Origin of the sequence: Xanthomonas sp. LF07-6 (genome assembly GCF_034105445.1) — a bacterium.
GTDB classification, from domain to species: domain Bacteria; phylum Pseudomonadota; class Gammaproteobacteria; order Xanthomonadales; family Xanthomonadaceae; genus Xanthomonas_A; species Xanthomonas_A sontii.
This window is the reverse complement of the sequence record NZ_JAXGGI010000006.1, coordinates 150,429-169,634: the sequence shown is the minus strand read 5'-3', so window position 1 is coordinate 169,634 and position 19,206 is coordinate 150,429. Positions and strand designations below refer to the sequence as shown.

At 69.2% G+C, this 19,206-nt stretch carries 18 protein-coding genes; 6 read left to right on the top strand and 12 right to left on the bottom strand.

The window, feature by feature from the left end:
* The 7 genes from SLW56_RS11945 to SLW56_RS11915 all read right to left on the bottom strand — a co-directional run bounded on the left by SLW56_RS11945 (position 1) and on the right by SLW56_RS11915 (position 8,278).
* A complete protein-coding gene (locus SLW56_RS11945) occupies positions 1 to 1,266 on the bottom strand; it encodes an MFS transporter (RefSeq protein WP_267117907.1) in 1,266 nt (421 codons plus the stop codon).
* 146 nt (positions 1,267 to 1,412) lie between these two features.
* Positions 1,413 to 2,084: a hypothetical protein gene (locus SLW56_RS11940; protein WP_320694894.1), complete on the bottom strand. Its 672-nt coding sequence runs from the start codon at positions 2,082 to 2,084 to the stop codon at positions 1,413 to 1,415.
* 97 nt (positions 2,085 to 2,181) lie between these two features.
* Positions 2,182 to 2,973: a hypothetical protein gene (locus SLW56_RS11935; protein ID WP_295911816.1), complete on the bottom strand. Its 792-nt coding sequence runs from the start codon at positions 2,971 to 2,973 to the stop codon at positions 2,182 to 2,184.
* 294 nt (positions 2,974 to 3,267) lie between these two features.
* Entirely contained in the window at positions 3,268 to 4,605 is a 1,338-nt protein-coding gene (locus tag SLW56_RS11930; RefSeq protein ID WP_295911813.1) for a sigma-54 dependent transcriptional regulator, read from the bottom strand.
* The gene (locus SLW56_RS11925) at positions 4,590 to 6,026 is read right to left on the bottom strand and encodes a HAMP domain-containing sensor histidine kinase (protein ID WP_295911811.1); all 1,437 of its coding nucleotides are present in this window, start codon (positions 6,024 to 6,026) and stop codon (positions 4,590 to 4,592) included. The genes SLW56_RS11930 and SLW56_RS11925 overlap by 16 nt, the downstream gene beginning before the upstream one ends.
* 75 nt (positions 6,027 to 6,101) lie before the next feature.
* Positions 6,102 to 7,811 carry a ubiquinone-dependent pyruvate dehydrogenase gene (gene poxB, locus SLW56_RS11920; protein ID WP_320694917.1) on the bottom strand — a complete coding sequence of 570 codons (1,710 nt, stop codon included), beginning with the start codon at positions 7,809 to 7,811 and terminating at the stop codon, positions 6,102 to 6,104.
* 128 nt (positions 7,812 to 7,939) lie between these two features.
* Entirely contained in the window at positions 7,940 to 8,278 is a 339-nt protein-coding gene (locus SLW56_RS11915) for a hypothetical protein (protein WP_267092846.1), read from the bottom strand.
* 197 nt (positions 8,279 to 8,475) lie between these two features.
* On the opposite strand from SLW56_RS11915, the gene SLW56_RS11910 reads away from it, so the two are divergent.
* Positions 8,476 to 8,703 carry a hypothetical protein gene (locus tag SLW56_RS11910; RefSeq protein ID WP_267092847.1) on the top strand — a complete coding sequence of 76 codons (228 nt, stop codon included), beginning with the start codon at positions 8,476 to 8,478 and terminating at the stop codon, positions 8,701 to 8,703.
* 79 nt (positions 8,704 to 8,782) lie between these two features.
* Here the strand turns inward: SLW56_RS11910 and SLW56_RS11905 are convergent, their stop codons facing one another.
* From SLW56_RS11905 to SLW56_RS11895, 3 genes are all read right to left on the bottom strand, one after another.
* Positions 8,783 to 9,214: a low affinity iron permease family protein gene (locus SLW56_RS11905; RefSeq protein ID WP_267084183.1), complete on the bottom strand. Its 432-nt coding sequence runs from the start codon at positions 9,212 to 9,214 to the stop codon at positions 8,783 to 8,785.
* Positions 9,215 to 9,380: 166 nt separating this feature from the next.
* Positions 9,381 to 10,505 (bottom strand): acyl-CoA desaturase, encoded by a 1,125-nt coding sequence (locus SLW56_RS11900; protein WP_152235636.1) that lies wholly within the window; start codon positions 10,503 to 10,505, stop codon positions 9,381 to 9,383.
* A 10-nt stretch (positions 10,506 to 10,515) separates the two neighbouring features.
* The gene (locus SLW56_RS11895; protein WP_320694893.1) at positions 10,516 to 11,592 is read right to left on the bottom strand and encodes a ferredoxin reductase; all 1,077 of its coding nucleotides are present in this window, start codon (positions 11,590 to 11,592) and stop codon (positions 10,516 to 10,518) included.
* Between the two features lie 93 nt (positions 11,593 to 11,685).
* Here SLW56_RS11895 and fabR point away from each other — a divergent pair, with 93 nt between their 5' ends.
* The 5 genes from fabR to SLW56_RS11870 all read left to right on the top strand — a co-directional run bounded on the left by fabR (position 11,686) and on the right by SLW56_RS11870 (position 15,912).
* Positions 11,686 to 12,330: an HTH-type transcriptional repressor FabR gene (fabR, locus tag SLW56_RS11890; protein WP_017912841.1), complete on the top strand. Its 645-nt coding sequence runs from the start codon at positions 11,686 to 11,688 to the stop codon at positions 12,328 to 12,330.
* Between the two features lie 146 nt (positions 12,331 to 12,476).
* On the top strand, positions 12,477 to 13,343 hold the full coding sequence (locus SLW56_RS11885; RefSeq protein WP_320694892.1) for an SDR family oxidoreductase: 867 nt from the start codon (positions 12,477 to 12,479) through the stop codon (positions 13,341 to 13,343).
* Positions 13,344 to 13,797: 454 nt separating this feature from the next.
* Complete coding sequence (locus SLW56_RS11880) at positions 13,798 to 14,310, top strand: ferritin-like domain-containing protein (RefSeq protein WP_043094625.1); 513 nt, start codon at positions 13,798 to 13,800, stop codon at positions 14,308 to 14,310.
* Between the two features lie 71 nt (positions 14,311 to 14,381).
* On the top strand, positions 14,382 to 14,888 hold the full coding sequence (locus SLW56_RS11875) for a ferritin-like domain-containing protein (RefSeq protein WP_048491450.1): 507 nt from the start codon (positions 14,382 to 14,384) through the stop codon (positions 14,886 to 14,888).
* Positions 14,889 to 15,009: 121 nt separating this feature from the next.
* Positions 15,010 to 15,912: a manganese catalase family protein gene (locus SLW56_RS11870; protein WP_043094621.1), complete on the top strand. Its 903-nt coding sequence runs from the start codon at positions 15,010 to 15,012 to the stop codon at positions 15,910 to 15,912.
* A gap of 110 nt (positions 15,913 to 16,022) precedes the next feature.
* Here SLW56_RS11870 and SLW56_RS11865 read toward each other — a convergent pair whose 3' ends face one another.
* Both SLW56_RS11865 and SLW56_RS11860 read right to left on the bottom strand, forming a co-directional pair.
* Positions 16,023 to 16,664, bottom strand: a complete 642-nt coding sequence (locus tag SLW56_RS11865; protein WP_267111404.1) for a DUF6766 family protein — start codon at positions 16,662 to 16,664, stop codon at positions 16,023 to 16,025.
* Positions 16,665 to 16,839: 175 nt separating this feature from the next.
* Positions 16,840 to 19,104 (bottom strand): methyl-accepting chemotaxis protein, encoded by a 2,265-nt coding sequence (locus SLW56_RS11860; RefSeq protein WP_320694916.1) that lies wholly within the window; start codon positions 19,102 to 19,104, stop codon positions 16,840 to 16,842.
* Positions 19,105 to 19,206 lie beyond the last annotated feature (102 nt).

The following is a 19,206-nucleotide window of genomic DNA, read 5'->3' as shown; positions in this document are numbered from 1 at the left end:
CTAAGCCGGCAGCGGCGGCACCGGTTCGTCGGCTGCGCGGTCGCGCTTCGCCGTCACCAGATGCTTGCGCATCCCCACCCACAACGCCAGCGAAAGCAGCGAGATGCCGCCCAGCAGCAGGAACGCCGCGCGATAGCCGAACCCCTGTGCGATCCAGCCGCCCAGCGCCGGGCTCAGCGCCGCGCCGACGCCCTGCATCGTCATCACCGCGCCCTGCCCCACGTTGACCCGGCCGGTGCCCTGCAGCAGGTGCGCCACCAGCGCCGGCACCGCCACGCTCTGCAGGCCGGCGCCGACGCCGTCGAGGATCTGCACCGGGAACACGCCCCAGGTGTGGATGACGCTGGCGGCGATCAGTCCACGCAGCGGCAGCGCCAGGAAGGTCAGCAGCAGTACCCACCAGTGCCCGCGCACGCGGATCAGGCGCATCGCCAGCAGCGAGGCGAGCACCATCGTGGACTGGGCGACGATGATGGTGGTGGCGGTCAGCGCGTTCGGGTCGCTCTGATGCGCGGCCACCACGGCCATGCCGTACAGCGGCAGCATCGCCGCATTGCCGAGGTGGAACAGCGCCAGCGCCGCGGCCAGGACCAGCAAGGGCTTGCAGGTCAGCAGTACCGACCAGCCGCTGACGTGGGCGCCGTTGTCGTCCTCGTCCTCGGCCTCGGCCATGCCGCGCGCCGCACGGTGATCGATGGCGTCGCGCGGAATCATCAACACCGAGATGATCGCCAGCACGCCGAAGCAGCCGGTCAGCACGAACACCGCGCCGAAACCGAATTTCCAACCGAGCAAGCCCGCCAGCGCCGCGGCCACCACGTTGCCGGCATGGCTGCCGACCTGGTTGCGCGCGATCTGGTGATCGAAGCCGGCCTGCCGCACCAGGCCCAGGGTGATGCCGGACAGCGCCGGCCCCAGCGCGGCGGCGGCGAGCGCGGTCATCACCTGCGCGGCGATGACGCCCGGCAGGGTCGGCGACCACCACAGCAGCGCCGAGGCCAGCAGGATCATGCTGCAGCCGACCACCACGATGCTGCGCTTGCGCTTGGTCGCATCGACCAGCGCACCGCCTGGCGTGGTGGCGAGCATGCCGACGATGCCGCCGGCGGTCATTACCGAGCCGATCGCGCCGAGCGACCAGCCCTTGGATTGCAGGAACACGCTCAGGAACGGGCCGAGCCCGTCCTGCACGTCGGCCATGGTGAAATTGAGCGCTTCCAGCGCGCGCGTGCCGCGCGGGCGCTGGCGCTTCTCGGCGCCGCTCATGCGCGCACCGCCGACGAGCGCGGCGACAAGGACAGGAGTGCGTGGTGCTGCGCAGGCGCGACGGGCGGCATGACGGTGTCCTGGATGAGCGCGGGAAACACAGGCGCGGCGGTGGCCAGGGGCACACCGCCGCGACGACTCGGAACTCAGTGGGGCTTGGGCTTCGGTTTCGGCTTCGGCCCGTCCTTCGGCGCAGCATCATCCGCATGCGCGTGCAACGGCTTGTGATGAGGCTTGGGCGGCTTCGGCTTCAACGGCTGCAGCGTCGCGTCGCTGGCGCCCAACGCTTGCGCATGCAGCACCTGGCCATGCGCGGACTCCAGCAATTCGCCCTGCGCCGTCAGCGGCTTGCCGGCGGCGAGCCAGCGCGCCGATTCCGGCACCGCGTGCGGCGGGAAGCGCACGATCAGCCCGTCCTCCAGCAGCGCGCCATGCACCTGCCCGTGCGGGCCGTGCAGCAGCCGTGCGATGGTGCCGGCGTGACGCGCCGCGTCCTGCGCGGGTTTGTGCTTGGCCGGCGGCTTGGGCTTGGGTGTGTGCGGACCGGCATGCGGACCTTCATCGACGATGCGCGCGGCGCCGTCCGGGTCCACCGCCAACGCCACCAGCACATCGGCGCCGCGCGGCTTGAGTCCGCGCACGCCGAGGCAGGCGCCCGGACGCAGCGCCTGCAGCAGTTGCGCCGACAGGTGCGGCGGGGTGTGCACTTCGGTGCCGTCGTCGAACAGCAGGCCGTCGACGTCGGCCTTGGGGTTGAGCAGGAAGCGCGCGAGCGTGCCACGGGTTTCCGGCAGGGAATCGGGATCGACCCAATGCATTGCATTCTCCAGACGAACAAGGGATGCCGGCGGGGGCCGGCAGCGCCCGCCGCGAACGGCGGGCGCAGGGGTCAGGCGCGATGGAACCGCGCCCGGATCAACGCGGGGCCGGCGGCGGCGGCGGGGCGGCCGGCGCACCCGGCGCGCCCGGCGGCGGCGGAGCAGCCGGCGGCGCAGGCGGGGCCGGGGGCGCGAACACCGCCTGCAGCGAGTTGCGGTCGCGGCCGACCTGAGTGGCTTCCACCGAGCGACCCACCTGGGTCAACACGCCGAAGCCGTTGACGCTCAGGCGCGCGCCGGGCCGCAGCAACTCGCTGTACTGCACGGCGGCGTGCGGTGGCATGCGCACCACGGTGCCGTCGCTGAGCAGCACGCCGGCGGTGTCTCCGCGCGGGCCATAGACCAGCCGCTCGATGCGGCCATCGGCCTGCAGCGGGGTCAGGGCCGGCGGTGCCGGGGGCGCCGGCGGCGGCGTCATCGGGTTCGGCGGGCGGTCGACCACCTGCTTGCCACTGCGGCGCGCGGTGATGGTGTTGGCCTGCAGCAGCGGCAGGCTGCCCAGGCGATAGCCCTGCACCGAGATCGCATCGCCACGACGTACGGCGGCCTGAAGATCGGCCGACAGGTGCGGCGGGAAGCTCACCTGGGTGCCGTCCATCAGCCACAGGCCATCGACGTCGCCGTTGGGGTTGAGCATGAAACGCTCGACAGTGCCGTCCACGCGGACCGGCGTGGCAGCGACGGGGGCCGCGGGCGGCGGCGGCGGTGCCGGGACGTTGCCGGGCGCCGGCGGGGCGGGAGGTGCGGGCGGCGCCGGCACCTGTGCGGTGGCGGCAGCGGCGGCGGTGGCCAGCACCAGGGACAGAGCGAGTGCGCTACGACGGATCATGGGAGTTCCTCCTGAGCGGCAAGGGGGCGCCGCTCGCAGGAGAGATAATGCAGAGGCCGTGCCAACTTTTAAGCCATTGATTTTTAAATGAATCGAGTGCCAATCTGGCTTTGGCAGCGTCTCCATTCCATCCACATCTGTCCGCTTTGCGGACAGGTTTGGATGGAAGGGGATTGGGGATTAGGAATTGGGGATTCGCAAAAGCGGACGCGTCGCCTGATGTCGGGTGCTGTGACGAATCCCCAATCCCTAATCCCCAATCCCCAATCCCGGCGGCGCGCACAAGCGCGCCGCCTACAACCCATACTCGTCGAGCTTGCGGTACAGGAGCTGGCGATGGATGCCGAGCCGGCGCGCGGCCTCGGCGCGGTTGCCGTGGGCCTGGGTCAGCGCCGCCTGGATCATCTGCCGTTCCAGTTGCGCGATCGCCTGCGGCAGGGTCAGCGCGTCGGTGTCGAGCGCCGTGGGCGTCTCGGCGGGCTGGGCCAGCAGTTCGTCCAGGTCGTGCGCCTCGACCACCGGCGCGCGCACCAGCACCTGGCAGCGCTGCATGGCGTTGCGCAATTCGCGCACATTGCCCGGCCAGGGATAGGCGCGCAGGCGCGCCTGCGCTGCCATCGACAGGGTCTGCGGGGCGCTGGCACCGGCGGCGAGGAAGTGCTGGGAGAGCAGGAGAATGTCGTCGCCGCGCTCGCGCAGCGGCGGCAGTTCGATCGGCACCACGTTGAGCCGGTAGCGCAGGTCGCTGCGGAAGCGCCCGGCGTCCACCGCCTGCAGCAGGTCGCGATGGGTGGCGGCGATCACCCGCACGTCCACCTTCTGCGCGCCGCGCCCGCCCAGCGGCGAGACCTCGCCTTCCTGCAGGAAACGCAGCAGCTTGGCCTGCATCGGCAAGGGCATGTCGCCGATCTCGTCGAGGAACAGGGTGCCGCCATCGGCGTCGCGGATCAGGCCGTTGCGGTCGCTCACCGCGCCGGAGAACGCGCCCTTGCGGTAGCCGAACAGCTCGCTCTCCATCAGCTCGGCGGGAATCGCCGCGCAATTGATCGCCACGAACGGCTGCGCGGCACGCGCGCTGGCACGGTGCAGCGCGCGCGCCGCCAGTTCCTTGCCGGTGCCGGTTTCGCCGGTGATCAGCACCGGCAGGTCGGACGCGGCGGCCAGGCCGATGCGCTTGTGCACGGTGCGCATCGCCGCGCTGTGACCGAGCAGCGCGTCGTCCTCCTCGGCCGGCATCGCCGCTGCGGCCTCCGGCGCGGCGTCGCCGCGGCTGCGCAGGGCGCGCTCGACCACCTCGGCGATGTCGGCGCGGCCCACCGGCTTGACCAGGTGATCGAAGGCGCCGAGCTTCATCGCCTCGATGGTGTTGCCGCTGGAGGCATGCGCGGTGAGCATCACCAGCGGCACGCGCATGGCCTGCGCGTCGTCCTGGCGCGCGCGCATCAGTGCGATGCCGTCCATGCCGGGCATGCGGAAGTCGACGAAGGCCAGGTCGAGCCCACCCTCGCCCAGGCGCGCCAGGCCCTCGCGCGGGTCGGCCACGGCCACCACCTCGTGGCCGAACGAGCGCAGCGTCGCCTGCAGGGTGCTGAGGAAGGCCAGGTCGTCGTCGATGATCAGGATGCGCGCCATGGCAGCTCCAGGCTGAACTCGGTGATGCCGTCGCGATGCGCGTAGTGCGCCTCGCCACCATGGGCGCGGGCGATCTCGCGCACCAGCGCCAGACCCAGGCCATTGCCGTCGCTGCGGCCGCTGGCGAACGGTTCGAACAGATGCGCGGCCACCGGCGCCGGCACCGGCGCGCCCTGGTTGCGCACGCGCAGGTGCAGCAGGTCGTTCTCGGCCTGCGCCGCCAACGTGACCTCGGTGTCGGGCGCGGCGTGCTGCAGCGCATTGCGCAGCAGGTTGTGCAGGGCGCGCGCGGCCTGCTGCGGATCCAGCATCCACTGCTCCGGTGCCGCTTGCAGGCGCAGCGCGATCGGCGGCGTCTGCCCGTCCCAGTCGGCAGGGTCCAGCAGCGCCTGCAGCCACGGTTGCAGCGCTACCGTCTGCCGGTGCAGGCGGATCGGCTGGACCATGCCGAGCAGGCTTTCCACCACCCCGTCCAGGCGCTGGATCTGCGCCAGCATCAGTTGCGCCTGGGCGTCGTCGGCGCCGTCCGCGTGCTCGGCGATCTGGTTTTCCAGCGCCAGGCGCAAGGTTGCGATCGGGTTGCGGATCTCGTGCGCCACGGTCGCGGTCATGCGCCCCAGCGCGGCCAGGCGTTCGTGCCGCGACAGTTCCTCGCCGAGCCGGCGGGTCTCGGCCAGCGCCTGCGCGTTGCGCTGCGCGTAGTCGGTGACCGCGGCGCCGAGCCGATCCAGCTCCGGCGCGCCGGTCTTGGGGATCTGCGGCACCTCGGCCGGCGTCGCCAGGGCCTGCTGGATGCCCTGCAGGCGCTGACTCCAGCGCCGCACCACCCAGCCCAGCGCCAGCGCCGACACCACCACCAGCGCCAGGATCAGCGCCATGCCCAACGCCAGCGGCAGGCTGGCGGCGGCGTCGCTGGAGGCCACGCGGGTCATGGCCCAGGCCGCGGCATTGCGGTCCAGCGGGCAGGCCGCGATCAGCAGGCTCTCGCGCTGCCCGTCGCGGCGGTAGTCGACCGGGTGCTGCGCCTCCACCCCGCGCTGCACGGTGGACACGATGACGTTGCGCTCGGCCGAGGGCACGTCGGTCTTGTGCTCGGTCCCGTCGTAGGTCGGATAGGCATAGGCGACGAAGCCGCGCTGGCGGTCCCAGAAGCCGCCTTCCACGCCGGCGGCATCGGCCAGCACCAGCTGCGACACCACCGCCGCCAGGCCGGTGCCGTCGCTGCCGTGGGCAGCGGTGCTGGCGCCGTTGTAGCGCTGCACCATGCGCGTGCACACCTCGCGCAACCCGGTCTGCGCGCGTTCGCTGCGCACGCCCTCGCTGTGCCGGTACAGCCCGACCAGCACCACCGCCATGCCCACGCAGGCGGCGACGATGACGATCCAGATCAGCAGCAGTTGCCGCAACAGCGAACGGGGCATGGACGTCCTTGGGCGCAACGGAAGAGGCGGGGCGAACCGCGGCGATCGTAACCGCGCCGCGGTGCCTGCGGCGACTCAGCGCAGGTTGGTCTTGACCAGTTCCAGCACCTCGTCGCCGCGTCCGCTCATCACCGCGCGCAGCAGGTACAGGCCCATGCCCTTGGCCTGTTCCAGCTTGACCGCCGGCGGGATCGCCAGTTCCTGGCTGGCCACGCGCACGTCCACCAGCGCCGGGCCGGGATGCGCGAACGCCTCGCGCAGGGACGGCTCCAGTTGCGCCGACTCGTCCACGCGCAGACCCAGGATGCCCATCGCGTTGCTCATCGCCGCGAAGTCCGGATTGCTCAGGTCGGTGCCGGTATCCAGGTAGCCGGCCGACTTCATTTCCATCGCCACGAAGCCGAGCGAGCCGTTGTTGTAGACCACCACCTTCACCGGCAGGCCGAGTTGGGCCAGGGTGATGAAATCGCCCATCAACATGGTGAAACCGCCATCGCCGGACAGCGAGATCACCTGCCGGCGCGGGAACTGCGCCTGCGCGCCCAACGCCTGCGGCATCGCATTGGCCATCGAGCCGTGGTTGAACGAGCCGAGCAGGCGGCGCTGGCCGTTCATGGTCAAGTAGCGCGCCGCCCACACCGTCGGCGTGCCGACGTCGCAGGTGAAGATCGCATCGGCATCGGCCAGCGCATCGACCATGCGCGTGACGAACTGCGGATGCAACGGCTCGCCAGGGGCCGAGGCCACGGCCAGGTCGTCCAGGCCCTCGCGCGCCTTGCGGTAGTGAGCCAGCGACTTCTCCAGGAAGCCGCGGTCCTCGCGACGCTGCAGGCGCGGCAGCAGCGCGGCGATGGTCTCGCGCACGTCGGCGGCGATGCCCAGTTGCAGCGGCGTGCGCCGCCCCAGCGCGGCCGGGTCGTTATCGACCTGCACGATGGTGGCGTCCTTGGGATAGAACTGCCGGTACGGGAAATCGGTGCCGAGCATCAGCAGCGTGTCGCAGTTGAGTATGGCCTGGTAGCCGGAACTGAAGCCGATCAGGCCGGTCATGCCGACGTCGAACGGGTTGTCCCACTCCACATGTTCCTTGCCACGCAGCGCGTGCACGATCGGTGCGCCGAGCGCGTCGGCCAGCGCCACCACCTCGTCGTGCGCGCCGGCGCAGCCGCTGCCGCACAGCAAGGTGGTGGCCTTGCTCGCCTGCAGCAGATCGGCCAGCTTCGCCACGTCGGCGTCGGCCGGCAGGATGCGCGGCGCGGCCAGCGCCGGCCACGTCGTCGGCGTGCCCTTGGGCATTTCCTGCAGCGCCACGTCGCCTGGAATGACCACTACCGCCACGCCGCGGCGCAGGATCGCCGTGCGCATCGCCCGCTGCAGCACTTCCGGCATCTGCGCCGGGTTGGTCACCAGTTCGACGTAGTGGCTGCACTCGCGGAACAGTTCCTGCGGATGCGTCTCCTGGAAATAGCTCAGGCCGATCTCCGAGGACGGAATGTGCGCGGCGATCGCCAACACCGGCTGGTGGCTGCGGTGACAATCGAACAGGCCGTTGATCAGATGCAGGTTGCCCGGGCCGCAACTGCCGGCGCACACCGCCAGCTTGCCGCTGACCGCGGCTTCGGCGCCGGCGGCGAAGGCGGCCACTTCCTCGTGGCGCACATGCATCCACTCGATGCTGTCCATCTGCCGCAGCGCGTCGGTCAAGCCGTTGAGGCTGTCGCCGGTCACGCCCCAGATCCGCTCCACGCCCGCGCTGTGCAGGGTTTCGGCGAGCAGGCGAGCCATGGTCTGCTTGGACATACGTGCTGATCTCCGGGTGGGGAGCGGCATGGTCGCATCGTGCGCGTTACCGACGCGTGGCGCAGCAGATGCACGCCCGTGCCTGCCGCCCCCATGTTCAGCGCACGGTGCGGCTAGTCTTCGCCGCTTGCAGCGGCAGCGTCGTGTGCCGCATCGCCATCGTCCTCGTGATAGCCGCCGGGCGTGGCGGCCTTGCCGTGTGCGCCGCCGGCATGCTCGCCGGTGGCGCCGTAGGTGCCGGCCTGGCCGAGGTTGGGCTGGCTGCGCCCGCTGCGGTCCTCGCCGTGGTCCTGCGGTGTCTGTGCGTGCGGCGACGGCATGGACTGCGACGGCACGTCGCGGTCGCGACCGCGCGGCACGCCGCTGTCGGTCGACACATCACCTTGCGTGCCGCGGTAGGCGGCCTGGCGGACATCGTGCGTGCCGGTGGGAGGTGAAGTGCGCTGCGCCATGACGATCTCCTGCAGAAGCCTGGGACCGCATCACGCTAGGCCGGAAGGTGTTAGCCAACCCGCAAGGCGCCATGAAGAGTACGCGAGCAAGCACTGCGCTGCGAATCCGCACCACCACGCCGCACGCACGTGACCTGCACGCCTGCGCCACCCGCGCTGGCCGACGCTGGCCGTTCCTTCCGCATTGGAGCCCTGCGATGTCCGGTCTACTCTGGAAACTTGCGCTGGCCGGCACGGCTTACGCCGCCATCCGCGCCTATCGCCGCAACACCCACACCACCATGGCCGACGCGGCCTCGTCCATGCCACCAGCCGAACTGGATGACGGCCGGGCCACGCCGCCGCATGGCGACACCCTGCAGGGCGCCGAGCGCGCCTCGACGACTGCGGTCACAGACGATCCCGACGGCGCCGTGCCGGCCTGATCCCTGCAACGCGCAGCGGCGTGTCGCGCGCTCACCGCCGAAACGCTGCTGCCACCGTCGCAGGTGCGTGGGCGTCAGCTCAGCCTTTGGGGCGATCGTGGGTCTCGCGGCCATCGCCGTGACGCGCATTGCGCGCACGCAGTTCCTCGCTGGCCTTGCGCGCAAGTTCCTCGTACTGGCGGCGAATCTCTTCCAGCCGCTTCTCGTCCAGTTCTTCCAGGTCCAGCAGCTCGTTGTTGGCCTTGGCGCTGACCCGGATCAGCTCGTCGAGCTTGATCTGCATCGCCGCGGTGTCGGCGTTCTGGGTGTGCTGGATCAGGAACACCATCAGGAAAGTGATGATGGTGGTGCCGGTGTTGATGACCAGCTGCCAGGTGTCGTTGAAGCCGAACACCGGGCCGCTGAGGCCCCACACCAGCACGATGCATAGCGCGATGCAGAAGGTCCAGGGCGTGCCGGCGGCATACGACGCCTTCTTGGCGACGACGTTGAACAGCTTGGCAGGTTTCATCGCAGGCCCTCGCTCGACGGGAGACGCCTGCACCGCCGCCAGCGTCTGCAGGCGGCTAAGGATGATCGACAGCCTCCCGTGAGCGAGACGTGCATATCGCGCCAGCGCCTGGCCAACGAAAAAGGCGGGGTCGCCCCCGCCTTTTCGCTTGACCTGTGCGCGAGGCTCAGCCGGCCTGTTGCGTCGCCGGCTGCAGCGCCCGCACCGGGCGCGGCCGGCTCGGGAAGGCGTGGCGCAGGATCCGCCACACCACTTGGCCGAACTGCTTGGGCAGCGAGCCGGTGTTGTAGTGCTGGCCGTAGCGCGCGCAGATCTCGCGCACCTGCACCGCCAGCGCCGCATAGCGGTTGGCCGGCACGTCCGGGAAGAAATGGTGCTCGATCTGGTGGCTGAGGTTGCCCGACAGCACGTTCAGCAGCTTGCCGCCGGCCAGGTTGGAGGAACCGCGCAGTTGCCGCAGGTACCAATGGCCGCGCGACTCGTTCTTGATCGACTCCTTGGGGAAGGTCTCGGCGTCGGCGGTGAAGTGGCCGCAGAAGATGATCACGAAGGTCCAGATGCTGCGCAGCACGTTGGCGGCCAGGTTGCCCAGCAGCACCGGCAGGAAGAACGGTCCGGCCAGCGCCGGGAACAGGATGTAGTCCTTGAAGATCTGCCGGCCCATCTTGCGCCCGACCGGCAGGAAGGTCCGCTTCAATTCGCCGCGCTTCATCTTGCCGGCCAGCCAGCGGCCCAGGCGCAGGTCCTGAATCGCCACGCCCCATTCGAACAGCAGCGCGAACACCACCGCGATGAACGGTTGCGCCAGGTAGAACGGGCGCCAGCGCTGCTCGGGAAAGATGCGCAGCAGGCCATAGCCGATGTCGTCGTCCATGCCGCGCACGTTGGTGTAGGTGTGGTGCTTGAAGTTGTGCGTCTTGCGCCAGTTGTCGCCGGTGGCGACGATGTCCCACTCGTAGGTGTTGCCGTTCAGGTGCGCATCGCCCATCCAGTCGTACTGGCCATGCATCACGTTGTGGCCGAGCTCCATGTTCTCCAGGATCTTGGACAGGGTCAGCAGCAGCACGCCGGCGATCCACGCCGGCACCAGCACGCTATGCACAAAGGCGCCCAAGAACAGCAGCGCACGGCCGGCCACACCGGTGTAGCGCACCGCGGCGACGATGCGGCGGATGTAGCGCGCATCGCGCGCGCCCAGGTCGGCCAGGGTGCGCATGCGCAGCGCATCCAGTTCGTCGCCGAAGGCCTGCAGTTCGGCCGGAGTCAGTGCGCGGTTGCGGGGAGCCGCCATGGGGAAGTCCTCAGAGGTCCAGGGTCAGGTCGCTACTGGCGCTGTTGACGCACAGCTTCAGCGAACCGGGTTCGGCGGCGTGGGCGCCGCTGAGCAGATCACGGGTGATGCCGGCCTGCTTGCCGCAGGCGCAGCTGTTGCAGATGCCCATGCGGCAGCCGTGCTTGGGCCGCAGGCCTTCGGCTTCCAGCGCGGTGAGCAGCGACTGGCCGCGCGGCAGCTGCAGCACGCGGCCGCTGCGCGCCAGGGTCACCGCCACGGTGCCCTGTTCGACATCGGCCGGGGCCGGCGGCGGGCTGAACGCCTCGGCCTGGAAGCGCGCCACCTGATGCTGCAGGCGCGCGCGCGCAGCCTGCACGAAGCCGCCCGGGCCACAGGCCAGCACCTGCGCCTGCTCCAGGCCGCCCAGGGCGTCGAGCGGCAGCGTGTCCACGCGCGGCGCCGGCGTTTCGCCTTCGCCGGTGATGGCCAGGTGCAGGCGGAAGCGCGGATGCGCCGCGGCCAGCGCCTGCAGTTCGTCGCGGAAGCAGACCTGGTCGTGGCGCCGCGCCCAGTACAGCAGGTCGACATCGGCCGGCATGCCGGCATCGGCCAGTTGCCGCAGCAGCGCGCGCATCGGGGTGATGCCGCTGCCGGCGGCCAGCAGCAGCCAGCGGCCGTGCGGCGCGGTCGGCAGCACCATCTCGCCGTAGGCCTGGCCAAGTTCGAACACCTCGCCGATGCGCGCCGCGCCGGCCAGGTACTGGCTGACCCGGCCGCCGTCGACGGTCTTGACCGTGATCGCCAGGCGCCCGCCCGGCAACGGCGTGGGGCTGTAGCTGCGCAGCAGCCGGCGGCCGTCGATTTCCACGCCCAGTTCCACGTGCTGGCCGGCACGCAGGCCGCGCCAATGGCGGTTGGGCTGCAGCAACAGGGTCACCGCGTCGCTGCTGGCGGCCTCGCGCTGCACCAGACGGGCGCGCGGGCGCTGCCAGGTCCACAGCGGATGCAGGCGGGTCGACCAGAAATCGAACACGTCCGGCTTGACCCAGGCGCGCAGGGCGCGGGCGGCGGGGCGGAGCTTGGCGGGACGGCGGGCAGCGTTCATGGGGTCCACTATACAGATGAAGATACAAATGTCTATACAGTTGTGCATTCAGCAATGGCGTTATCATCCCCCATTGCCTGGCCCGGTCTGCCCATGACGACGCTCTCCCCTCCCCCGTCCGCGGACACGCCGAACGCCCGCAAGGGCGCGATCTCGCGCGAGGACCTGCTGGCCGCGGCGCTGAAGCTGATCGGGCCGCACCGCAGCGTGTCCACGTTGAGCCTGCGCGAGGTGACCCGCGAAGCCGGCATCGCCCCCAACAGCTTCTACCGCCAGTTCCGCGACATGGACGAGCTGGCGGTGGCGCTGATCGACCTGGCCGGCAGCTCGCTGCGCACCATCATCGGCCAGGCGCGGCAGCGTGCCGCCGGAAACCGCCGCAGCATCATCCTCAGTTCCGTTGAGACTTTCATGGAACAGTTGCGCGCCGACGACAAGCTGCTGCACGTCCTGTTACGCGAGGGCACGGTCGGCTCGGACGCGTTCAAGCATGCGGTGGACCGCGAGCTGAACTATTTCGAGGACGAACTGCGGGTGGACCTGATCCGCCTGGCCGCGCTGGAGGGCGCGCCGCTGCACGAGCCGGCGCTGGTGTCCAAGGCGATCACCCGGCTGGTGTTCGCGATGGGCGCCACCGCGATGGACCTGCCGCCGGAGAAGGATCCTGAACTGATCCGGCAGATCACCGCGATGCTGCGCATGATCATCGTCGGCGCGCGCACGCTCGCCGCCGGCTGAGTTCGCGGCGCAGCGGCGTCGCCACCGCAGACAGCCATTGGCACGGGCGCTTGCCCGCATCGTGACATGCCGCCGACATGGCCTTGGCCCCGGCTTTACCTGCGCCTGCCCACCCTCGTCGGACACTCCCCCAACGAGGCATGCACATGGCCGTTCCGAACTATCCCTCGCCGCCGTTCAAGGCGCAGCAGCAATCCTTTCCCGGCAAGACCCAGGCCATGGATCCGAAACCGGATCATGGCGAAGACAGCTATGTCGGCCACGGCCTGCTGCAGGGCAAGCGCACGCTGATCACCGGCGGCGACAGCGGCATCGGCGCGGCGGTGGCGATCGCCTATGCGCGCGAAGGCGCCGACGTTGCCATCGCCTATCTGCCCGACGAGCAGGACGACGCCGAGCGCATCGGCAAGCTGGTTGAGGATGCCGGTGTGCGCGTGCTGCTGCATCCCTGCGACATCAGCGACCGCGCGCAGACCGAGACGTTGATCAAGACCGTGACCGACGCCTTCGGCGGCCTCGACGTACTGGTCAACAACGCGGCCTACCAGCGCTATTTCCACAGCTTCGACGAGATCACCCTCGACGAGTGGGAGAAGACCTTCGCCACCAACGTGCATGCGCCGTTCCACCTGGTGCGGCTGGCGCTGCCGCACATGCCCGAGGGCGGCTCGATCATCAACACCGCCTCGGTGAACTCGAAGAAGCCCACGCCCAACATCCTTCCGTACTCTGCGACCAAGGGCGCGCTGGCCAACCTGACCATCGGCCTGGCCGGCCTGCTCGCCGAGAAGAAGATCCGCGTCAACGCGGTGCTGCCGGGCCCGATCTGGACTCCGTTTATTCCCACCGGCATGGATGAGGAATCGGTGCGCACCTTCGGCGAGCAGACGCCGTTCGGCCGTCCTGGCCAGCCAGCGGAACTGGCCTCGGCCTATGTGCTGTTGGCTGCAGACACCTCAAGCTATACCTCGGGCACGTTGCTGACCATCTCGGGTGGCGCAGTGACGCTGTAAGGCCGGGAATCGTAAGTGGGCAATCGGGAATGGGAAAAGCGCTGCGGGCTGGCGGCGCTGTAGGTGCGGCTCTGGCCGCGAGAGGCTTTCCCCTGATGTTGTCGCCGTGATCCTCACGCAAGCACACGCATCGCGCCTGCTGCTGTTTCGTTAGCAGGCCACAGATCCAGCGCACTCCCCTCTTTAGGAGCGGCTTCAGCCGCGACAGGCCTTCATGGGAATACCTGTCGCGGCTGAAGCCGCTCCTAAGAGCGCGAGCGCAAAAGACATGCAGCACCCGCGCATCACGCGTATCGCCACCGTGTATATCTCCTCACACGGCATCTCGCACGGCATTCACTCTGCGCTGCAACTGCTCTAACGGTGGCGAGTCTAGGTTGATCGCACAGGGGAAAAACACACGGACGCGCGATGCGATGCAGGTGCGTCGCGCACACCATCTGGAGCGATATCCATGACCCGAAGCAACACCGAACGCTTGTTGAAGTGGCTGCAGGACGCCTACGCCATGGAGCAGGAGGCCAACACCATGCTCACTGCCACCGCCGGCCGCCTGGAGCACTACCCGCAGCTGAAGGCGCGCATCGAGCAGCACGTCGACGAAACCCGCGATCAGTCCGAGCAGGTCAAGCGCTGCATCCAGATCCTCGACGGCTCGGTCCCGACGATCAAGGGTACGGTGGCGAGCGTGATGGCCTCGGTGCACGCCGCCGGCAACTCGATGATGAGCGACGAGGTGGCCAAGAGCCTGGGCGTGAGCTACGCCTTCGAGCATATGGAGATCGCCAGCTACCGTTCCCTGGTGATCGCCGCCAAGGAAGCCGGGCAGACCGAGATCGCCGACATCTGCGCCGCCATCCTCGACCAGGAAATCGCCATGGCCGAGTGGCTGATCGAGCACCAGGAAGCCACGATCCTGGCGTTCCTGAAGCGCGAACGCACCGAAGGCGAAACCGCCAAGCACTGAGCGTCGTCATGCACCGCACGACGCGTGCGCATTCCCCCGCAGCACCCACCATCATCGACTGGAGACTCCCCATGGCCGTCAAGACCATCGACGAACTGTTCATCCACGAGCTGTCGGACATCTACAGCGCCGAGAAGCAGCTGACCAAGGCCCTGCCGCGGCTGGCACGCGCCTCCACCAACCCGGCGCTGCGCGCGGCGTTCGAAGCACACCTGGAGGAAACCCAGGGCCAGATCGAACGCATCGACCAGATCGTCGAGAAAGGCAACCTGCGCCTGAAGCGGATCAAGTGCGCCGCCATGGAAGGCCTGGTGGAAGAAGGCAAGGAAGTGATCGAGTCGATCGAAGCCGGCCCGGTGCGCGATGCCGCGTTGATCGGCGGCGCGCAGAAGGTCGAGCATTACGAGATCGCCTCCTACGGCACACTTGCCGCCATGGCCAAGCAGTTGGGCATGGACGATGCGTTGAGCCTGCTGCTGGAAACCCTCAATGAAGAGAAGTCCACCGACGAGAAGCTGACCCTGCTGGCCGAGCAGGGGGGCAACGAAGAAGCGGCACGCAAGCGCAAGGCGGCCTGACCGCCGCAGCTGCGGCCCGCCGGCGCGGGTCGCAGCGTCCAAGACGCCTATCCCCCACGCGCGGCCGTCGGTCGCGCCATTGCGTCGTCTCGACGTTCGGGCGGCACTCCAAGAGAACCCCATGTTCATGCACAACAAGCGGCTGATGTACACGGTCCGCGTGGCACAACCCGATCCGGCGCTAGCCTCGCTGATGCTGGAACAGTTCGGCGGCCCGCAAGGCGAGCTCGCCGCGGCGATGCGCTACTTCACCCAGGCCATCGGCGAGGTCGATCCCGGCCGCAAGGATCTGCTCTACGACATCGCCACCGAGGAGCTGAGCCACCTGGAAATCATCGGCTCGATCATCGCCATGCTCAACCAGGGGCCGAAGGCGGTGCTGTCCGAAGGCATGGCCGAAGCCGAGGACATGCGCAACCTCACCCGCAACAACAACACCAGCCAGACCCAGCAGATTCTCTACGGCGGCGGCCCGGCGCTGGTCAATTCAAGTGGCGTGCCGTGGAGCGCGGCCTACGTGGACAGCATCGGCGAGCCGACGGCCGACCTGCGCTCCAACATCGCCGCCGAAGCGCGTGCCAAGATCGTGTATGAGCGCCTGATCAACGTCACCGACGATCCGGGCATCGTCGATGCGCTGACCTTCCTGATGACCCGCGAGGTGGCGCACCAGAAATCCTTCGAGAAGGCGCTATACGCGATCGAGCCGAACTTCCCGCCAGGCAAACTGCCGGGCGATCCGGCCTTCACCGACCGCTACTACGACATGTCGCAGGGCGACGGCGACATGCAGGGGCCCTGGAACAGCGGCAGCCAGTGGGAGTCCATTGCCAACCGCAATCGCCAGGTGGCGGTGGATGGCGGCAGCGGGATGCCCAGCGTGGGCCTGAGCGAACTGGAACAGAGCGCAGTGCAGGCGCTGGCGGCGCGTACGCTGTCGCAGCCGGACAGCGACCCGACCACCGGTGCCGACCTGGGTGCCGGCCCGGGTGCCGGTTCGACCAAGGGCAGCGTGGCGCGCTAGCGCTTCACTGCAGGTCCACCGCAACGACGCCGACGCCGCGATGCACAAGCACCGCGGCGTTCGCATGTCTGGGCCATTGCCCGTGGTCGACACCGCCCTCGGCGCCGCGATCAATCGCCGGTCTGCCGATGCGGCGCGTGCACCGGCTTGGATTGCGGGGAATCCTTCTGCCGCAGCCAGATGCTCAACACCACCAGCGCGAACACCGCCAGGAACTCGCTCTGCCAGTTCTGCATCGATTCGAACCAGAACTGCGCGCCGCTGGCGTGTTCCCAGAAGGACGGCAGCGGCCGATGCTGCATGGCCTGCTCGGCCACCTCGTGGCGCCAACTGCCCAGTGCATGCAGGACGAAGCTGAGCAGGAACAGCGCACCGAAGGCCAGTGCCAGCGAGCGCTCGTACAGCGCCAGCCAGATGCCGCCGGCGCGCACCGGCCAAGGCGCCGGGCCCGGCGCGACGGCGTCGTCCTCCTGCCCTGGCGACAGCGGCCGCGACTCGGCCGAGCCCCACTGGCGCAGCTTCACCGTCAGCACCACGTACATGCCCATCTGCAGGAACTCGCTCTCCCAGTTCTCGAACAGCGCGCCGATGAAGTGCCCGCTGTGCAGGTACTGCAACATCGGCAGCGCCGCCAGCCCCTGCTGGCGCAGTTCCTCGTTGTAGGCTTGGTGGCCACTCAGCGCCTGAGCGGCCATGAACAGCAGGCTCAGCGCCAGCAACACGATCGACAGGCTGTTGCGTTTCCAGAACATCGACTCGGCTCCTCCTCCACCGCCGCACTGCCGGCACGCCGTCGCTGCGACCATAGGCAGCCACAGGCAAAAAGTGGATGAAGAAGCTGGGGCGATACGCCTCGGATGCCAGGCGATGCCATCACCTGCAGGAGCGGCCACGGCGTGGCAGCAGGCGCCACCACGCCGCACTGGCTCAGAACTCTTCCCACTCCGCGCTGTCCGCCGGCACGCCCTGGATCGGGCGTGGCTTGGCCGCCACTTGCCGCACCGGGACCGTCGGCTTGGGCTTGGTGGCGACGGCGACAGCCCGCACTGCCGACCTGGCCGGCTGCGGCCTGGCCGCGGGGGCCGGTGCCACGCTGATGGCGGCACCGCCGGCGAGGCGGAACACCGCCACCGCGCGTGCCAGTTCCGCCGCCTGGTCTTCCATGCTCTTGGCCGCCGCGCTGGCTTCTTCCACCAATGCCGCGTTCTGCTGGGTGCCCTCGTCCAGCTGCATCACCGTCTTGCTGACCTGGTCGATGCCCGCGCTCTGCTCGGCGCTGGCCGCGGAGATCTCGGCCATGATGTCGGTGACCCGCTTCACCGAGGCGACCACCTCGGTCATGGTGGTGCCGGCGCGGTTGACCAGGGTCGAGCCCTGCGCCACTTCCTGCACCGAGTCGGAGATCAGGGCCTTGATCTCCTTGGCCGCCGACGCCGAACGCTGCGCCAGCGTGCGCACTTCCGAGGCCACCACGGCGAAGCCGCGGCCCTGTTCGCCGGCGCGCGCCGCTTCCACCGCCGCATTGAGCGCGAGGATGTTGGTCTGGAAGGCGATGCCGTCGATCACGCCGATGATGTCGGCGATGCGCGCGGACGCGGCGCTGATCGAGGCCATGGTCGCCACCACTTCCTCCACGGCGCGGCCGCCGTGCTCGGCCACCTCGCCGGTGCTCAGCACCAGCTGGTTGGCCTGGCGCGCGCTGTCGGCGTTCTGCTTCACGGTGGACGTCAGCTCCTCCATCGAGGCGGCGGTTTCTTCCAGGCTGGCCGCCTGCTGCTCGGTGCGCACCGACAGGTCGCTGTTGCCGCTGGCGATCTCGCTGGCGGCGGTGTTGATCGAGCCGACCGCGCGCTGGATGCCCTGCACGATGCCGGTCAGTTGCTCGGCGGTGCGGTTGGCGGCGTCGGCGAGGGTGCCGAACGCGCCTTCGTAGCGCACGTCCACGCGCTGCGACAGGTCGCCATCGGCGATCGCCCCCATGATCCGGCCGACGTCGGCCAGGCCGCTGTCGGCCTGACGCATCAGCCGGTTCAGCGCTTCCAGCATTTCCTTGAACGCGAACGCGTAGCGCGCCTCGTCGCCACGTGCAGTGAAGTCGCCGCGGGCGGCCGCGTCGGCCAGCCGCGCGATGTCGCCGTTGACCGCCGACAGGTTGGCCTTGACCACGTCCAGCGCCTCGTGCAGCGCGGCGCGCTGTCCCGGCAGCCGACGCATGTCGCGGCGCAGGTCGCCGCGGCCGTACTCGTCCATGATCGCCATCGCCTCGACGATCGCGTCCAGGTGCTCGAACAGCGCCGTGTTCATGCCGTGTGCGAGCGTGCCGTAGTCGCCTGGGAAATCCTCCGGCATGCGGTGGCTGATGTCCTCGCCCTGCTGCAGCCGCACCAGGGTCTGCATCTCGCCGTTGAAGCGCTGCAGCTGGGTCTGCATCTGTTGCATGCTGGTCATCAACTGCCCGGTCTCGTCGCGCGACTCGACCTTGATCGGATTGTCGAAGCGGCCGGAGGCGATCGCCTCGGCGGTCCGCGTGGCGCCGCGCAACGGCGTGACGATGGCGCCGGCGATCAGCCAGCACAGGCCCACCACCAGCGCCACCAGGCCACCACCGATCACGGTGAGGATCCTGGTGAAGCCCATCGCCTGGGCCTGGATGTCCTCGGCATACACGCCCATCGCCAGCACCCAGTTCCACTGCGGGTACAGCGCGGCGTAGCTGATCTTCGGCAGCTGCACCGACTTGCCGGGCTTGGGCGCGGTGTAGTAGCTGAAACCGTCGCCGCTGCGCACCGCCGTCTGGATGTCGCGGTACACGTACTCGCCGGCATCGCTCCTGTAGCCGCTCATGTCGGTGCCGACCGCACGCTTGGGATGCATGACGATGCGCATCTGCGGGTCGACGATGAAGAAGTAGTCCACGCCGCCGTTGGTCTTCATGTCGGCCAGCGCGCCCTTGACCGCTGCCTGCGCCTGCGCCTGCGTCATCTCGCCGCGCTTGGCCAGATCGGCGTAGTGCTGCATCACGCTCAGGCCCATGTCGACCTGGGTCTTGACGCTTTGCTTGCGCGCATCGATCAGGTTGAGATATTGCAGGCGCGCTGCGGCAACGGCGAGCAGGATCACGCCGAGCGCGATCAGCGTGCACAGCACGACGAACTTGCGCGCCATCGGCAGATTGGCGATATGGCGGCGCAGAAATTGGATGGGATTCATGGCGTAGAAAGCAGAGAACGGAATTTTGTATCGGCCAGCGCGCGCTCGAACTTGAACTGCGAAGTGCTTCGCCAGAGCAACGCG